This window comes from Desulfoscipio sp. XC116, from assembly GCF_039851975.1.
In the GTDB taxonomy this organism is placed as follows: Bacteria; Bacillota; Desulfotomaculia; order Desulfotomaculales; family Desulfallaceae; genus Sporotomaculum.
In genome coordinates this window covers 2206891-2222997 of the sequence record NZ_CP156660.1, presented here as the reverse complement: position 1 = coordinate 2222997, position 16107 = coordinate 2206891, and the positions used below count along the sequence as shown (strand labels likewise).

General features: G+C 51.0%; 17 protein-coding genes and 1 riboswitch. Of the genes, 15 read left to right on the top strand and 2 right to left on the bottom strand.

The window, feature by feature from the left end; all coding sequences use genetic code 11:
- Positions 1-8 precede the first annotated feature (8 nt).
- The 15 genes from aroE (at position 9) to ABDB91_RS10610 (ending at position 13990) form a co-directional block, all read left to right on the top strand.
- Positions 9-959: a shikimate dehydrogenase gene (gene aroE / locus ABDB91_RS10680; protein WP_347487670.1), complete on the top strand. Its 951-nt coding sequence runs from the start codon at positions 9-11 to the stop codon at positions 957-959.
- Between the two features lie 13 nt (positions 960-972).
- On the top strand, positions 973-2133 hold the full coding sequence (gene aroC, locus ABDB91_RS10675; protein ID WP_347491580.1) for a chorismate synthase: 1161 nt from the start codon (positions 973-975) through the stop codon (positions 2131-2133).
- Between the two features lie 59 nt (positions 2134-2192).
- Positions 2193-2714 carry a shikimate kinase gene (locus tag ABDB91_RS10670; protein WP_347487668.1) on the top strand — a complete coding sequence of 174 codons (522 nt, stop codon included), beginning with the start codon at positions 2193-2195 and terminating at the stop codon, positions 2712-2714.
- The gene (aroB, locus tag ABDB91_RS10665; protein WP_347487667.1) at positions 2711-3802 is read left to right on the top strand and encodes a 3-dehydroquinate synthase; all 1092 of its coding nucleotides are present in this window, start codon (positions 2711-2713) and stop codon (positions 3800-3802) included. Before ABDB91_RS10670 ends, aroB begins: the two co-directional genes overlap by 4 nt.
- Positions 3803-3942: 140 nt before the next feature.
- A riboswitch (cyclic di-GMP riboswitch) is annotated at positions 3943-4053 on the top strand.
- A gap of 130 nt (positions 4054-4183) precedes the next feature.
- Positions 4184-5854: an ATPase, T2SS/T4P/T4SS family gene (locus ABDB91_RS10660; RefSeq protein ID WP_347487665.1), complete on the top strand. Its 1671-nt coding sequence runs from the start codon at positions 4184-4186 to the stop codon at positions 5852-5854.
- A 163-nt stretch (positions 5855-6017) separates the two neighbouring features.
- Complete coding sequence (locus ABDB91_RS10655) at positions 6018-7088, top strand: type IV pilus twitching motility protein PilT (RefSeq protein ID WP_347487663.1); 1071 nt, start codon at positions 6018-6020, stop codon at positions 7086-7088.
- A 33-nt stretch (positions 7089-7121) separates the two neighbouring features.
- Positions 7122-8330: a type II secretion system F family protein gene (locus tag ABDB91_RS10650; RefSeq protein ID WP_347487662.1), complete on the top strand. Its 1209-nt coding sequence runs from the start codon at positions 7122-7124 to the stop codon at positions 8328-8330.
- A 4-nt stretch (positions 8331-8334) separates the two neighbouring features.
- Positions 8335-8538 carry a hypothetical protein gene (locus tag ABDB91_RS10645; protein WP_347487659.1) on the top strand — a complete coding sequence of 68 codons (204 nt, stop codon included), beginning with the start codon at positions 8335-8337 and terminating at the stop codon, positions 8536-8538.
- Positions 8525-8662 (top strand): sigma factor-like helix-turn-helix DNA-binding protein, encoded by a 138-nt coding sequence (locus ABDB91_RS10640; protein ID WP_347487658.1) that lies wholly within the window; start codon positions 8525-8527, stop codon positions 8660-8662. The genes ABDB91_RS10645 and ABDB91_RS10640 overlap by 14 nt, the downstream gene beginning before the upstream one ends.
- Before the next feature lie 62 nt (positions 8663-8724).
- Entirely contained in the window at positions 8725-10002 is a 1278-nt protein-coding gene (pilM, locus tag ABDB91_RS10635) for a type IV pilus assembly protein PilM (RefSeq protein ID WP_347487656.1), read from the top strand.
- A 3-nt stretch (positions 10003-10005) separates the two neighbouring features.
- A complete protein-coding gene (locus tag ABDB91_RS10630) occupies positions 10006-10719 on the top strand; it encodes a hypothetical protein (protein WP_347487653.1) in 714 nt (237 codons plus the stop codon).
- 37 nt (positions 10720-10756) lie between these two features.
- On the top strand, positions 10757-11290 hold the full coding sequence (gene pilO / locus ABDB91_RS10625; RefSeq protein ID WP_347487651.1) for a type 4a pilus biogenesis protein PilO: 534 nt from the start codon (positions 10757-10759) through the stop codon (positions 11288-11290).
- 45 nt (positions 11291-11335) lie between these two features.
- Positions 11336-12109: a hypothetical protein gene (locus tag ABDB91_RS10620; RefSeq protein ID WP_347487648.1), complete on the top strand. Its 774-nt coding sequence runs from the start codon at positions 11336-11338 to the stop codon at positions 12107-12109.
- Positions 12106-13428, top strand: coding sequence for a secretin N-terminal domain-containing protein (locus tag ABDB91_RS10615; RefSeq protein WP_347487646.1), 1323 nt, complete (start codon positions 12106-12108; stop codon positions 13426-13428). Before ABDB91_RS10620 ends, ABDB91_RS10615 begins: the two co-directional genes overlap by 4 nt.
- A 151-nt stretch (positions 13429-13579) precedes the next feature.
- A complete protein-coding gene (locus ABDB91_RS10610) occupies positions 13580-13990 on the top strand; it encodes a type II secretion system protein (protein ID WP_347487643.1) in 411 nt (136 codons plus the stop codon).
- A gap of 528 nt (positions 13991-14518) precedes the next feature.
- On the opposite strand, the gene dat is transcribed toward ABDB91_RS10610, so the two are convergent.
- A complete protein-coding gene (dat, locus tag ABDB91_RS10605; protein ID WP_347487641.1) occupies positions 14519-15361 on the bottom strand; it encodes a D-amino-acid transaminase in 843 nt (280 codons plus the stop codon).
- Between the two features lie 134 nt (positions 15362-15495).
- Positions 15496-15990: a prepilin-type N-terminal cleavage/methylation domain-containing protein gene (locus tag ABDB91_RS10600; RefSeq protein ID WP_347487638.1), complete on the bottom strand. Its 495-nt coding sequence runs from the start codon at positions 15988-15990 to the stop codon at positions 15496-15498.
- Between the last annotated feature and the right edge of the window lie 117 nt (positions 15991-16107).

Genomic DNA, 16107 nt, shown 5'->3' with positions numbered 1-16107 from the left:
AACCCGTGATGGGCGGCGGTGCGAATGGTGAAGGGGTGTTCGGCCAAAGCGCTATAGCCGGCGGCATGTCCGAAGCCGGCGTGGCTATCGACGGCCGGACCGTAGTATACGGTATTGTCGGCTGCCCGGTGGCTCACAGTTATTCACCGGCCATGCAAAATGCGGCGCTGCGCGAACTGGGGCTGAACGGGGTATACGTGCCATTGAGACCGCGCCCGGAAAACCTGGCGGAGGCCGTAGCCGGTCTGCGGGCGTTGGGTATGGCCGGGGTTAACGTTACCGTACCATATAAAGAATCCGTGCTGCCCTGTCTGGATGAATTAACTGAAACCGCCGTTCTTTACGGGGCGGTCAATACCATAATCAACCGGGAGGGCAGGTTAACCGGTCATAATACCGACGGGCCGGGTTTTATTAAAGATCTGCGGGAAGACCAGCGCTTTGATCCCTCCTGTGGCCCGACACTTGTTCTGGGGGCTGGAGGTTCGGCCCGGGCCGTAGTAGTGGCTCTGGTGCAGGCGGGCTGCCCGGAGCTGGCCCTGGTCAATCGCAATTATGACCGGGCTCGTGCGCTGGCCGAGTCTGTACGCGCTAAAACCGGCTTTTGCGTGCGCGTTTTGCATTGGCATACCGGCGACCGGTGCCTGGCCGATTTTGCCCGCCGGGCTGTGCTGGTGGTCAATTGCACCCCGCTGGGTATGTCCGGCCAAAACAGCGGTGCTTGGCCGCTGCCCGCCGGGTTGCCCGGCAGTGGTCAACTGGCGTATGATCTGGTATATAACCCGCCCGTGACGCCGTTTATGGCCAGGGCTGCCGGTAACGGCGCCCGGGCCGCCAACGGCCTGGGCATGCTGTTGCATCAGGGTGTTCTATCCCTGGAAGCCTGGACCGGTTTACCGGCACCCCTTGCGGTAATGCGGCGGGTACTGTACCGGCAGGCCGGTGTTGAAGTTTACTGAAAGGATGATCTATTTGCTGCGTTACCTTACAGCCGGGGAATCCCACGGTCCCTCCCTCACGGCTATAGTGGACGGTATACCGGCGGGTTTGTCCCTGCCGGCTGAGTACATAGACAAACAATTGGCCAGACGCCAGGGCGGATACGGGCGGGGTGGCCGGATGAGTATTGAACGGGACCGCGCCGATATAACCTCCGGAGTACGGGGCGGGCTGACTACGGGAGGCCCGGTAACGCTGGTGCTGGCCAATAAGGACTGGGAGAATTGGGGTCGGGTGATGGCGCCGGGGCCTGAAGCCGATCTTAAATCTCGCGCTGTAACGCGCCCCCGGCCCGGGCATGCTGATTTAACCGGAGCTGTCAAGTACGGGCACCGGGATATACGCAATGTGCTGGAACGTTCCAGCGCCCGGGAAACAGCGGCCCGGGTGGCCGCCGGCGCGGTAGCGCGACGGCTGCTGCAGGAATTGGGCGTTATACTGGTGGGGCAAGTGGTGCAAATAGGCGGCGTCAGGGCACATGCAACCGATTTGGATACGCAAGGGCCGGCCGATGCGGCGGCTGATTCCCCGGTATACTGCGCCGATCATACGGCTTCTGAAGCTATGGTGCGGGAAATAGACCGTGCTCGTGCCGAAGGAGATTCACTGGGCGGAGTTTTTGAAATCAAGGTTTACAACCTCCCCCCCGGCCTGGGCAGTTACACTCAGCGGGACCGCACCTTGGACGGACGGCTGGCCGGGGCGTTAATGAGCATTCAGGCTATCAAGGGCGTTGAGGTGGGCGCGGGTTTTGCCGCGGCGGCCGCCAGGGGCTCGGAACTGCACGACGAAATTTTTTACGAACCCGGCCGGGGTTTTTACAGGCGGACCAATAACGCCGGGGGCATTGAGGGCGGTATGTCCAACGGTGCGCCACTGCTGCTGCGGGTTGCTATGAAGCCCATTCCTACCCTATATAAACCGCTGCGCAGCGTGGATATAAAAACCAGACAGCCCTTTGATGCCTCGGTGGAGCGTTCGGATACCTGTGCCGTGCCTGCGGCCTGCGTGGTGGGCGAGGCCGTGGCGGCCTGGGAACTGGCCGTGGCGATGCTGGAGAAATTCGGCGGGGACACTATGCGGGAAATTAAGGAGAGAATAGCTGTCTACCGCGACTATGAAAAAAATTTTTAAAGATTAATATAGATTGTTTTTTAATCTGTGTGTATTCTTGTTAGTCAGAAAGGATGCTAATGAATAAAAATATTATTTTAATTGGCTTTATGGGTACAGGTAAATCATCCTTGGGCCGGCGGCTGGCCAGGCGCTTGGGTTATAAATTTGTCGATACCGACAGTGCCATAGAAGAAATAACCGGAAAAACTGTAGAACAAATTTTTCGCAAGGATGGCGAGATTAGGTTTCGCTCGGAGGAAAAGCTGTTGGTGCGCAAACTGTCCGGCCAGTCCGGGCTGGTAGTGGCTACGGGGGGCGGCATGGTGCTGGAGCAGGAGAATGTTGATTTGTTAAAACAAAATGGTGTGTTAATTTGCCTGCGGGCTGAACCCGAGGTTATACTGAAGCGGGTAAAAAACAAAAAACGCCGGCCGCTGCTAAGCAGGGGCGATCTCTTGGAGAATATTATTAAATTAACCAAAGAGCGGGAAAGCGCCTATGAAATAGCCGATTTTTCGGTGGATACCAGTAGACTTACCTTTGATGAGGTGCTGAATCAAATAAGAAAATTTTTACAGCAAGAAGGATATATAAAATGAAAGAGGTGCGCATCAATTTAGGCAACCGCTCCTATCGCATTATTATCGGCAGCGGCTTATTGGATCAAACCGGCGATTTGCTAGCCGGGCTGTCTTTGGGCCGCAAGGTTCTCCTGGTTACCAATAACACGGTCGGCCGATTGTACGCCGAGCGGGTAGTTGGCGGTTTGGTCCGGGCCGGCCTGAAAGTTATTCGGGCCGAGGTGCCGGATGGAGAGCAATACAAATCGCTGTCCAGCGCCGAGGTGCTTTATGACCGCGCTTTTGCCGCCGGTTTGGACCGGCGCTCGCCTGTGGTGGCGCTGGGCGGGGGTGTGGTGGGCGATCTGGCCGGGTTTGTGGCGGCCACCTATATGCGGGGCGTGCCTTTTATACAGATACCCACCACATTGTTGGCCCAGGTGGACAGCAGCGTGGGGGGCAAGGTGGCCGTGAACCATCCCCGGGGCAAGAATATTATCGGTGCGTTTTATCAGCCCGCGCTGGTCATTTCGGACACTGCCACGCTGTCCACTTTAGCCGGGCGTGAGATACAATCCGGACTGGCTGAAGTGATTAAATACGGAATCATTGGTGACGCGGCATTTTTTGCCTGGCTGGAGAAAAATATGCAACAAGTATTGGCTTTGGAGCCGGGGGCGCTGGCGCATGTTGTTGAGCAATCGTGTCTTAACAAAGCCCGGGTGGTGGAACAGGATGAAACTGAACAGGGTACACGGGCCATATTAAATCTCGGGCACACCGCAGGTCACGCCATCGAAGCCTTGGCCGGGTACGGCCGCTACAGTCACGGTGAGGCGGTGGCCATGGGTACTGCGGCGGCTGTCCACTTAGCGGTGGATTTGGGTGTACTGTCAAGGGAGGCGGCGCACAGCATTATCAATTTGTTGCAACGGGCCGGCCTGCCCATTACCGTACCGGCTGAGCTGGCTGACTCGGAATTGATTACTGCGATGTATGGAGATAAAAAAACCGTTGGCGGCGCCATAACCTTCATCGTTCCGGTGGGTATTGGCCGGGCGGCTATTCGGCCCGATACATCCGAGGAACAAATCAGCCGGGCTATTGCCAGAGCGCGGACAAGTTAGCGGTATAAATCCGCCCTATAAGTTTTATTTGCTATGATGGAATAATTTGTCGATAGATCTTTGGTTAAATATATTGTTATTTAGGTTTATTTTTTTTATAATTTGGATATCTGTTGATAATTAACATAATGAGCAATGAAACCTGAAAAGAGCAAATACTTCGAAAGAAGTAGACGCAAAGCTACGGACCTAAAGTTATATACCTGTAACGAATGTTGTTGGCATATAACCATGGCAGCCGGGCAGCCAGGTGCGGAATCGTATTGGTTCGCGCACTTTTTATTTTTTTAAGATATAGCAAGAAGGATAGTACATTATCGAAAAGATTCATAATTAATAGGGCGTCTTTATCGCTTATTGATGATGTCGAGGTATGTTAATATGAAGCCCGGTAAAAATTTTCTCGGTACCTGGTTAGTTAAAGAGAATATCATAACTGAGGCCCGGTTGGCCGAAGCGCTGAACGTGCAAAAAAAGGAAAGGGGCTTTTTGGGTGAGACGTTGGTGCGCCTGGGGTTTTGTACCGAGGATGATATTGCCAGGGTAGTTGCCAGACGCTCGGGAGCAGCCTTTATTTCACTGGAGAAAACCGAAATAGACAATGCCGCTGTGGCTGCCTTGCCGGTTGAAGCGTTAAAACGTTATAGGGCTCTGCCTATTGGTTTTAATGACGATAAACTGGTGGTGGCCATGCAGCACCCCAATAATATCATGGCTATTGACGACCTGCGCATTCTTACCGGTTTTGATATACAAGTGGTGGTGGCCCCCGATACTGAACTTGACGCCATGATCGAAAAATACAGCCGGGCCAATATGGATTTTGAGCAAGTTAAGGATGATCCGCAGGCGGATGAGCACATCACTATTGAGGCGGAGGACCAGACAACCAAGCCGGCAGTACAGTTAGCCAATATGATTATGTCTCAGGCGGTGAACGCCAAAGCCAGTGATGTGCATATTGAGTTATACGAAAATCAGCTGCGGGTGCGTTTTCGTATTGATGGTGTGCTGCACGATATTATGCAGCTGCCCAGAGCGATGCACGGCTCTTTGATATCCAGAATAAAAATTATGGCCAATATGAATATTGCCGAGCGCCGGGTACCTCAGGACGGTCGTATGTCTTTGAAAATTGAAGGCCGGAATATTGACCTGCGGGTAGCCTCACTGCCGGCCAGCTATGGTGAGCGGCTGACTTTGCGGCTGCTTAATCGCTCGTCCAATATTATTACTCTGGGGGATCTGGGCGTATCCCCCGGGGTGCTGTGTAAATATCGGGGCGCCATTGATCATCCTTACGGGTGTGTACTGGTTACCGGCCCCACGGGCAGCGGTAAAAGCACAACGCTTTATGCCAGCTTGGCCGCGCTTGATAAAGTGGCTAAAAATATTATTACTGTGGAAGATCCGGTGGAGTATCGTATGGATGGCATCAATCAAGTGCAAATCAACCCCAAGGCCGGTCTTACCTTTGCATCGGGGTTGCGCTCCATATTGCGCAGTGATCCCGACATCATTATGGTTGGAGAAATCAGGGACCATGAGACAGCCAAACTGGCTATTGAGTCGGCCCTTACGGGGCACCTGGTTTTTTCCACTTTGCACACCAACGATGCGCCGGGTTCCATCACTCGCCTAACGGAAATGGGCATTGAGCCTTTTTTAACCGCGTCGTCGCTGCTGTGCGTGCTGGCCCAGCGTTTGGCGCGGGTACTGTGTCCAAACTGCAAGGAACCTTATATCATGCCCCGGAATAAAATGCGGGATTTCCCGGACTTTCCCTTTGAAGAAAATGAAACTAAGGTCAGGCTGTACCGTCCGGTGGGGTGCATGCGCTGCAGCCATACAGGTTACCGGGGCAGAACAGGCATATACGAACTGCTTTTCGTCAGTGAAACGATACAAAATATGACCCTGGGACGAAAATCCTCCCGGGAAATTAGAAAAGCTGCCATTGCGGAAGGTATGGTGACACTGCGGCGGGATGGTTTAATGAAAGTTAAACAGGGTATTACATCGCTGGAGGAATTAGTGCGGGTAGTAGTGTAAAGCTGTGCAAGCAGGCTGCGCAGGTAGTGCTAATAAATGATTTCGTGATAAAACAATCTGTATCATTGTATAGTCTATCCTGAAAATAGCGCTGGGTAATTTCATCCTCTGATGGCGCCGTGTTGGCGGCGTGGTGGTATTTTAAAATATCCGGGAGGCAGCTATGGATTTAAATGATATATTGTTGCAAACAGTAGCCATGAACGGTTCAGACTTGCATTTGGCGGCCGGCATACCTCCGGTAGTGCGGATCAACGGGGAATTGCTCAGGCTTTCCATGCCCCGTCTGATGCCGCAAGATATTGAAGCGTTAGTCTTTCCCTTGCTTGAGCCCGAGCAAAGGAACCAACTGGAACAAAACCGGGAGCTGGATTTTTCTTATTCGGTGCCCGGCCTCAGTCGCTTTAGAGGCAACATCATGTGGCAGCGCGGTTCTCTGGGGGTTAATTTTCGGGTGGTAGCCATGCAAATACCTCTTTTGGATGAACTGGGCCTGCCGGGGGTAGTGCGGGATTTGATAATGCTGCCTCGCGGATTGGTGCTGGTTACCGGGCCTACCGGCAGCGGCAAATCCACCACTCTGGCGGCGCTGATCAATAATATTAATGAACAGCGCGGTTTAAACATTGTTACGGTGGAGGATCCTATCGAATATTTGCACAGTCATAAGCAATCAATAGTTAAGCAGCGCGAGGTGGGCAATGACACTCATTCTTACGCCGCCGCTTTAAGACATGTGCTGCGGCATGATCCCGATGTTATTCTAATCGGTGAAATGCGGGACACCGATAGTATTGCTATCGCGCTGACCGCTGCGGAAACCGGGCACCTGGTATTCTCTACCCTGCATACCCAGACGGCGGCTTTGGCCGTGCACCGCATAGTGGATGTATTTCCCGAAGGCATGCGTAATCAGATCAGGCAGCAGCTGGCCGATTCTTTACAGGGAGTGCTTGCTCAGCAACTAATACCGCGCCAAAATGGCCGGGGGAGGGTGGCTGCGGTTGAAATATTGCTTACGAACCCGGCGGTGCGGAATTTAATTCGCGAGGCTAAGGAACATCAGCTATACACTGTCATGCAAACCGGGCGCGGTGCGGGTATGCAAACTATGGACCAGTCCCTGGCCGAATTATGCCTGGCGGGTATCATATCAAGGGAAAATGCTCTGGAACGGTCCGTGGATAAAGTAGAGTTGGAAAGAGCGCTGCGCAAGCGGAATTATATGTTATAGTTGTTCGATTGCAGTTGAGAAAGGTATGATAGCATGCCCATGTACGCTTATGAGGCGTTTGACCGTACCGGGTTTCCGGTAAACGGGAAAATGGAGGCCGAGCACGAGCAGGGGGCTGTTGGCCGGTTGCGCAAAAGAGGCTATACAGTTGTTGAAGTAGCTGAGGTCAAGCAATCCCTGTTCAAGAGAGCCTTTGGCGGGCAGCGTAAAATTAAAATAGGTGAAATTACGTTTTTCAGCCGCCAGCTGGCCGCCATGATTTCAGCCGGTATACCGCTGACGCGTTGTTTATTTACTTTGCATGAACAGACCACCAATCCTAAATTGCGCGATATAGTTGGCGAAATTGCTCGCAATGTAGAGGGAGGTATGAGTTTATCCGAATCGCTGCGGGCGTACCAGGATGTTTTTTCTCCCATGTTTGTGGATATGATCAGGGCCGGGGAAGTGGGCGGCGCTATGGAAGAGATGCTTAAACGTCTTTCCGAACAATTGGAACGCGATAAAATACTGAGGGATAATATCCGGGCTGCTACTTTCTATCCCACGGTGGTAATTTTCTTTGCCGGCTTTGTTGTGCTTGCTATGTTATTATTTGTTGTGCCTATTTTCGTTGGTTTTTTCCCACCCGGCACTCCCCTGCCCCTGCCTACAAAGATAGTGCTTGCTTTGAGCAATTCCCTGCGCTTTTACTGGTATATCCATATATCTTTGCTAATGGCAGCTGTGCTGGGGCTGCGTTATTACATGGCCGGCAGTGCGGGTAAAAAAGCCTGGGATAAACTTAAATTCCGGTTGCCCGTGTTTGGCGACTTATTTAAGAAGGCCGCGGTAGCCAGCTTTTCCCGCACACTTTCCACCTTGCTGGCCGGGGGTATCCCGGTTTTGCAGGCGCTGGAAACGGCAGGTCCGGCCACAGGCAGTATGCAAATCACAGAGGCGGTGCGGCAAACCGGAGTGGGCCTTCAGGAGGGGCGTGGCATTGCCGTGCTGCTGCAAAAGGGCGGTTTTTTCCCGCCCATGCTGGTCAACATGGTAGCCATTGGTGAGGAAACAGGTGAACTGGCCGCGCTGCTTGGCAAGGTGGCCGGATTTTACGAAGAAGAAGTGGCTACTACCACCAAAGGGTTGACATCGCTGTTGGAGCCGGTGCTGCTGATAGTAGTCGGCTGTGTTATCGGGGGTATGGTGATCTCCATCTACCTGCCTATATTTACCGCCGTAACTTCGGTGGGGAGATAGAACAGTGATTGGGAAGGCGGTAACTCGGAACGCGGCAAATAACAATATGGAAGCGGCTATGGCCGAATACCTTCGCTGCCCTGATAAGCAGCACCTGCAATGGGTAGTGCGGGCAGGTTCCCGCCTGGTGCACCATTTTGCCAATTTGTATGCACCTGGCGGTTCTAATGAGGATGTGGCGCAGGGTGGTCGGGTTGCTGTTTTATAGAGATATGACCCAGAATGAGGTGGCCGAAGAGCTGGGCATCAGCCAGCGTAAGGTATCACGAATTTTACATAAAAGCCTTGCTATGATGGCTGAGTTTATATCAGTGTTCAATAAACGACCGTGATATGATGCCAGTATTTATATATCTCATTTGTTAGAAGCATTAATAGGAGTTGGTAGCTGCTTATGCGGTTTTTAAAGTCTTCCGGCGCGGTGGGCTTGGAATTGGATACGGGAATTATCCGAGTAGTGGAATTAAGCGGGGATAAACACGCGCCGTCACTGGTGGCGGCGGGGGAAATAGTCATCCCCGAAGACGCTGTATCCGAAGGGGTGGTGGCGGATGTTGACGCGGTAGCCCGTGCCTTGGAGGAGTTATGGGCTAAAACCGGCATTGGCAGCCGTGAAGTGGTGCTGGGCATATCCAATCAGGGTGTGCTGATGCGGCTGGCCGGCTTTCCCAAAATACCGGACAATAAACTGACTCAGGCGCTGCGCTTCCAGGCCGGGGAATACTTTCCCATACCGCTTGCCGAAATGGTGTTTGACCACGCGGTAGTGGGTGAGTTGGACGGCGATAACGGCCCTCAATTGCAAATACTGCTGGTGGCGGCCAGGCGGGAATTACTTGATAAAAGTCTGCAGGCGGTACAACAGGCCTCTTTAATGCCCCGGGTGGTGGATGCCGCTCCCCTGGCTTTGCTGCGCACATTACCCGCGGAGCGGTTGACAGACCCGGTGCTGCTGGTTGATATATCCAACGGGCTTACCACACTGCTGCTGGTGGCCGGTGGTGTGCCGCGCTTCGCCCGGGTGATACCGCAATCTCTTAAATCTTACGCCCGGGAACTGAACAAACCGCTGGACAAGTTGTTGGGGACGGTACGCCAGGCGGCCGCGGCATTGCAAGAGGATCTGCTTTCCACAGGACGGGCCGCGGAGCGGGGCCGGCCCGGTTACTGTCCGGAGCAGACCCGGGCGGCAGGTGAGGAACGGCCGATTTACAAGCCGGGGGATAACAGTATGGACAGTGGGCCGGCTTTTAATTTAGAGAAAACTGTGGATAAAGGGCAAGCCCGGCAGGAAGGGAGGCCTCCGGTCAGCGGCCATGGCATTGGCGGATGGCCTTCGGTTGGTGAGTATGCATTGGGGGCCGGGGCGATGGCCGTTGAGCTGACGGGTGATTGGGAACTGGCGCTGGCCAATGAAATACGCTCCTCCATCGGCTATTACATTGCCCAAACCGGTGCGGCTGCGGTGGACGCCGTGATTATCAGCGGTCGGGGCGCACGGGTGGCGGGATTGCCCGAATTTTTGCAGACCGAAATTGATGTGCCGGTGGAGATTATTAATCCGCTGATCAATATTAAAGCTCCTGGCCAGGTTAAGGGTGTGGATCTGCAGCGCAAAGGGCCGGACTTTGCCGTCAGCATCGGGCTGGCTCTGCGCGGACTGGAGGAGTAGCCCTTGTATATTAAAATAAACCTGCTGCCCCCGGAAATAAAGGCTCGCTGGGAACAGGAGCGTAAAAAACGCGCCGCACTGATCACAGCAGTTGCTGTGCTGGCGATTTTTATAGTGTTATACGGCGTGCTGCTGCTGGCCACGCTGCAAGTACGGGCCGGGGCGTCCCGGCTGCAGCAGGAGCGCGCGGAATTGGAAAGCAAATTCCCCGCTCTGCGGCAATATGCTCGATTGCAGAATCAGGTTAAGGAAGCCGAGGGGTTAATTAATGAAGCGGTAGGGATTACTCCGGAGTGGGCATCTGTTTTAAAAAATATCGGGTTGTACATACCGGTGAACGTGTGGCTGACAGACCTTTCCTTCACTAAAGAAGAGGATAAACCAAAGACAGGTTCTAATACCGATAGTAATACAACAAACAATCAAACTTCCGCCAATAACCTGCCGGATGATGTCCAAGAGCTTGCTCAGACGATACAGGGGCTGCAGGGTGATGACAATCAGCCCCGCTCTGCAGCCGAGACCTGCGGCGAGCTGATTATCAGGGGCTATGCTTTTGAATATGCGGCAGTTACCAGTTGGCTGGAGCAAATTCGCCGCATACCGGAGCTCATCAATGTGAACTGCCGGTTTTCTTCCCGGGAAGATCTGAACGGAGAACCGGTCATTCGGTTTGAAATAAAAGCCGGGGTGCTGGCCGGGCAACCCGCCGGTTAACTGTAAACCCGAGCAGCCAAGGTAAGGTGATTATACTGTGACTAAATCAAAGCGCTCCCGTGAGGAACTGCTGGCCATTGGCCTGGGGGCCGTCGCTGTGATACTGATGGCATTTTTAATGTACAACCAGCTGACCGCATTGAAAACCGGGTATGCCGACATAGCCGAAGAGAGGGCTTCCCTGAATCAGGCCCGGGTTTTTTACCGGGAGTTGAAGCAGTTGGAAAGCCAGGCCGCTGAAATGCGCCGGCACCTGGCCGGGCTTCAAAATGCGCTGCCAGGTGATCCGGGGGAAGATTTATTGATCAATGATATTAGTAATACTGCCACGGCCACCGGCAGTGAACTGCTCCAAGTGCAATTTGCCGAAAGGGTGACCCAAAAGAAATATGTGGAAATGCCCTTAACCATTGCTCTTGCGGCAAATTACCAGGGAATGCTTGATTTTCTGGACCACTTGCAAAACGGTTCCCGGGCTATGCGCATAGAAGAATTTGCTATCAGCGGGGGCGATCAAACATCCCCGTTTATCAACGCCGATATTACGATCACAGCTTTTTACACTGATTAGGGTTCCTTATGTTACATCTTTGAGATGCGGAAGGAGCAGTAAATCGTGCCGCTAGGAAATATAAATATTGACCGGGAGCAAATAAACAAATATGTGCTCAAAAACAAAAAAAAGATCATCATTGCCGGTGTTTTATTAGTGGCCGCTTTAATTGCCTTGATTATGCTTTTAAAACTAAATTATAAGTTCATTGATCAGAACAGGGGTGAGCAGCTTCAGCAGCCAGACAGTGGAACTGCCCAAAATCCGGAACGCGAGGCCGTTAGTACATATTTGCCGGACACCAGCCGCCGGCTGGAAGATAGCAGCAAGCTTCGGGATCCCTTCAGCAGGGGCATGGTTTTAAAGGGCATTATTACGGGCGGCAGCGGTGGAAATTTGGCCATCATTGAAGCAGGCAATACTGTCTTTGTGGCCGGACCGGGCGATGAAATAACCGGGGGCTGGCAAGTAGCGCAAATAAAACGCAGTGCCGTTATTTTAAAAATGGGCCTGCATAAATTGCAGCTGGAATTTAACGGGCGGGTAAAGGATCTAACTCCCCAACCGGCTCCGGCCAAAACAACAACCAACCAGCCGGCGGCCGGCACAGCAGATGCGGAGCGGGGAAAGGCCGGAACAGCTGGGCCCGCCAATGATAATGCGGCGGGGGATAAAACATCGCCCGGCGACACAGCCGAGCAGCCTACAGCCGGAATACCCGGTGCAGTATCCGAACCGACGGTTGAACAGAAAACAATTTCCCGGGCTGCGCAGGGAGTCGATCAAGTGGATGACCGGTCATCTAACTCGGCAGACAAAGAAGGTGTTGACGAATGACCGGCAAAATTAAAGAGCGTGTTTATGCATATGAGGGTTTGTTTAAAACATTATTAATACTTATAGTTGCTGCAGCGCTGTTGTTTGGCTGCCCGGTTTTGGCCGACGGACCGGTTATCGTTGACGGCTTGGCCGGCGGCTTGGGCAATAGTGTCTTACTGCCGGCTTGGGCCGCCACTGATTACCCGGTGGCCTCTGCTCAGACAGTAAATAATGAACGGATATCCCTGGACTTTCGGGGTGTGGATATCCGGGATGTCTTATCCGCGCTGGCCATTAAAATGGGCGTGGATATCATAATGGTGGATGCCGAGCCTGTACAGATTAATTTTAAGGCTAACAATATCACCCCCCTGCAGGCTATGGAACTAATCATTGAGGGCCGTGGGCTGACCTATTTGCAGAATGGCCAAATCATGCTTGTGGGCAGTCCGGGCATACTGCAGGATAATTTCTTTGACCAGATGATCTTGACCCGGTTTAGCCTGTATCACGTACCGGCGGATAAAATGAAGGAACTTATAGGCGCCTTGGGGGTGGAGCAGATCAGCATCACTGTGGATACCAACCAAAATCTGATTTGGGTGCAGGGAACCGCCCAGGTGCTGAAAAAAGTGCGTGAGTTGATTTATGCGGTGGATATTGAAGAAAGCCGGCTTTCCCTGGATTATAAAACACTGACGCTGGATCAGATATCAGCGGACACAGCTGTAGAAATGCTTAAAAGTGCCGGTATTGAATTAAAACGCTACGTAAAGCTGAACAACAAGCTTTTGGTGTTTGACAGTGAGCTGTTCGCCCGCTGGGATAGGATTGAGACACTGGTCAAGGCAATGGATATACCGGATGCGAGTAAACGAAGGGCATTTGTTTTTCAGTTGAAAAATATTACGGCCGGTTATGCGGCTGAGAGACTGGCGTCATTTGACTTCGGTGAAGATATTAAAACAATAACCTACAACTACGATAAATTTGGCAAGGAATTATTGGTTATTTGCTCCGCACACCTGGAAACCCAGGTGCGCAGCGCCTTGGTCAGCCTGGATACCACACGCCAGAAAACCAGGGTACCTGTACTGACGGCCACCGGGGAAGGAGCGTACCAAAGCTTGAATGCCAGACGAAGTCTGCTGAGCGAGCTGTCCGGCATTTCGCTGGCTAACTTCCATATTTCCAGCAATCTTTCGGGAAATAGCAAAAATCCTGAATACGTGCTATGGGTGGAGGAGACACCCGATAATGCAAAGCTGGTGAGGGATTTGATCGGGGAGATGGGCGGTGGTTCCGAAGGCGGAGAAGGCGAAAAAGACAAGGATTAGGGATTGATTGATAAATAAACTGGTTTTTTAAAAAAAATATCAAGGATAGTGTCTAAGATGCGGTTTAGCAGGTATAACGTAATTAGACGTAAATCCATTGACTTACTTTGTTAGATTGTTTTGGAATTTCATATGTGAGGAGGTGAAAAGGATGTTTCAAAAAATAAGCTACGCGCTGAGGAACCGTAAAGGCTTCACTCTGGTGGAACTGATGGTGGTTGTGGTGATTATTGGTATTTTGTCGGCGATTGCGGTGCCGGTGTATAACAGAACAACAGATAAAGCGAATCAAGCTGCAGTTGAAGCTAATTTAAGGACAATTGACGGTGCAATTATGCAGTGTCAAGCCAGTGGGGATGTGACTGACGTAACTCAAGCTGATATTGATACCGAGTACTTGCAAGCGTGGCCAACGGGACCCGATGATGTAAAGTATACTGTTTCAAGTAGTAATAGGGCCACGGCAACAAAAGATACAGCTGGTTTTGGTATGGTAGCGGAGACTAGCTATACATTAGACACGCTTCCTTGGAAAGTAACTGAAGAAGATAAAGAAGATTAGGCATGCGAACTACGCAAACCATGGAGACGCTTTTTGTGGCTGAAAAACTTATGCTCGGGCAGGTTTGGGACTTGGCTTGCGCCATTCCCAAAAGCTACTATAAGGAGTCTGTCTTTCACTAAGGTAATAGATTAATATAATAAAATATTTATTATAAAAAATCCCCTCCGCAACGAATCAGGCAGGGGATTTCTTTTGCCCGAGAGGTTTCAAAAAGCCTAATACTACAGCGTAATTATCTTTGAATTAGGCAGTATTTAAGAGTTCATCTTTATTTTCCGATAAAATTATAAGTTTTCCCACTGAAACTGGGATATTTTCGTCTGTGAAAAATTTCATAGCCCTGCCTTAATAAAATAGGTTTCTTCTCGTGCTGTAATTGACGCATATTCTAAACAGGCTTTAATATCTTCATGTGAAAGGCGTGGATATTAATAAGATTTAATAAGAATTTGCCTTTATTCCAATACAAGAGTAGCTAATTAACTAGCTACTCTTGTGGATTATTAAATGTTAAAAACTCATTCCTTATGACCTTAGGGATATAAATGCCTGGTGCAACTTGCCGGTTATCGGCCCCGGTTTTCCGCCGGCGATGGTTTGACCGTCGATATCAACCACGGGGATGACTTCCGATATGCTTCCGGTCAGGAAAACCTCGTCGGCCGCTATCATATCCTCAAATTTAAAAGGTTCCGGTCGGATATGCATACCCATGCCTTCGGCCAAATTCAATATATGCTTCCGCGTAATGCCGGCCAGTATTCTGTTGTTTGCCGGGTGGGTCATCAAGGTACCGCCTTTGTATATAAATATATTACTTGAGGTGCACTCCGTAACTGTACCATCGTCCATCACAAATACAGCCTCAGCGGCCCCGGCCCTATGGGCCTTATTCTTGGCCATCACGGCTGCCGCCAGCGAGGTTGATTTTACGTGGCACATTTGCCAGCGGAATTCGGGGCAGGAGATTATGTTTACCCCCTGGATGTATGTTGATTGGGGAATGTCGGGTGTGCTGCGTATCGTAACCAGCAGGTTGGGCCGGATGTCAGGATCATATAAATGGTTTCTGTGGGCGGTGCCCCGGGTGATTTGGATGTATATTATGGCCTCTCTAATTTCGCTTTGTTCTAACAGGTCACTGATTATTGCATTCAACTGCTTTTTGTCCCAAGGCAATCCTATCTCCAAAACGGCCGCGCTCGTTTCCAGACGCTTAAGGTGATCATCCACAGCGAACATTTTACCGTCGTAAGTCCTGACTACTTCGTAGATACCGTCCCCAAAGTTGTAACCCCGGTCGTTAATTGATATATGAGCATTATCGAATGACCCGACCCATCCGTTTAAATATACCAGTTCTTGCATCTAATATTCCTCTTTTCATATTTATATTCACTAGAGTAATTAGTTAGACATATGTCACATTGTTCCTTCATCAACTTTGCAAGATGTAACAGGCATTAAACTTAAGGTTTAAACAAACTTATTAGATAAGCTAATTAGTAAACTTTGTTTGATAACGGCGGCTTATCGCTGACCCTGGTGCGTCCTGTGACGGCGGCGACTATAACATATTGCATGCGGCCGGTTCTTTTGCTTTCCAATCTGATACTCCCGCCTACGACCGGCTTTCCCTTGCCGGAAAACCTAATGTAATCGAGTGGAAAATTAGAAAATGCCAGATCTATCCCGACAGGCAACTGCACCATGACAGAGTTGCCGTTGCCTGTCGGGGCAACAATTCCATATTTATCGTCTGCTAAATACAGCCTGATATAAAAATCGTCGGAATCCTTAACCAACGCTTCCTGAGCTACCGACCGGATATGCTGCTGTAACTGCATGCATTCGGCATGCAGTTGATAATTTGTCAGACAGTTGTTCATGGAGGGGACAGCTATAGCCATGATAATGCCCATAACTAAGATAATGATAATGAGCTCGATTAATGAAAAGCCCTGGTTTTCTACGACTATATCTCTATTGCCTTGCATATCAACGCATCCTTTTATGTCATAAAAGCTATCCTATTAAGGTAATTTCAACCATAAGGATATAAAAACCTTCTAACTGTCGATCTTGGGAGGCTATTTTATTTGTTTATCTATCTT

Excerpts from the sequence above, each read along its gene's own strand:
- aroE (WP_347487670.1), top strand. The coding sequence starts at position 9 with ATGGGCGGCGGTGCGAATGGTGAAGGGGTGTTCGGCCAAAGCGCTATA.
- ABDB91_RS10670 (WP_347487668.1), top strand. The coding sequence starts at position 2,193 with ATGAATAAAAATATTATTTTAATTGGCTTTATGGGTACAGGTAAATCA.
- aroB (WP_347487667.1), top strand. The coding sequence starts at position 2,711 with ATGAAAGAGGTGCGCATCAATTTAGGCAACCGCTCCTATCGCATTATT.
- ABDB91_RS10660 (WP_347487665.1), top strand. The coding sequence starts at position 4,184 with ATGAAGCCCGGTAAAAATTTTCTCGGTACCTGGTTAGTTAAAGAGAAT.
- ABDB91_RS10655 (WP_347487663.1), top strand. The coding sequence starts at position 6,018 with ATGGATTTAAATGATATATTGTTGCAAACAGTAGCCATGAACGGTTCA.
- ABDB91_RS10650 (WP_347487662.1), top strand. The coding sequence starts at position 7,122 with ATGCCCATGTACGCTTATGAGGCGTTTGACCGTACCGGGTTTCCGGTA.
- pilM (WP_347487656.1), top strand. The coding sequence starts at position 8,725 with ATGCGGTTTTTAAAGTCTTCCGGCGCGGTGGGCTTGGAATTGGATACG.
- ABDB91_RS10615 (WP_347487646.1), top strand. The coding sequence starts at position 12,106 with ATGACCGGCAAAATTAAAGAGCGTGTTTATGCATATGAGGGTTTGTTT.
- ABDB91_RS10610 (WP_347487643.1), top strand. The coding sequence starts at position 13,580 with ATGTTTCAAAAAATAAGCTACGCGCTGAGGAACCGTAAAGGCTTCACT.
- dat (WP_347487641.1), bottom strand. The coding sequence starts at position 15,361 with ATGCAAGAACTGGTATATTTAAACGGATGGGTCGGGTCATTCGATAAT.
- ABDB91_RS10600 (WP_347487638.1), bottom strand. The coding sequence starts at position 15,990 with ATGCAAGGCAATAGAGATATAGTCGTAGAAAACCAGGGCTTTTCATTA.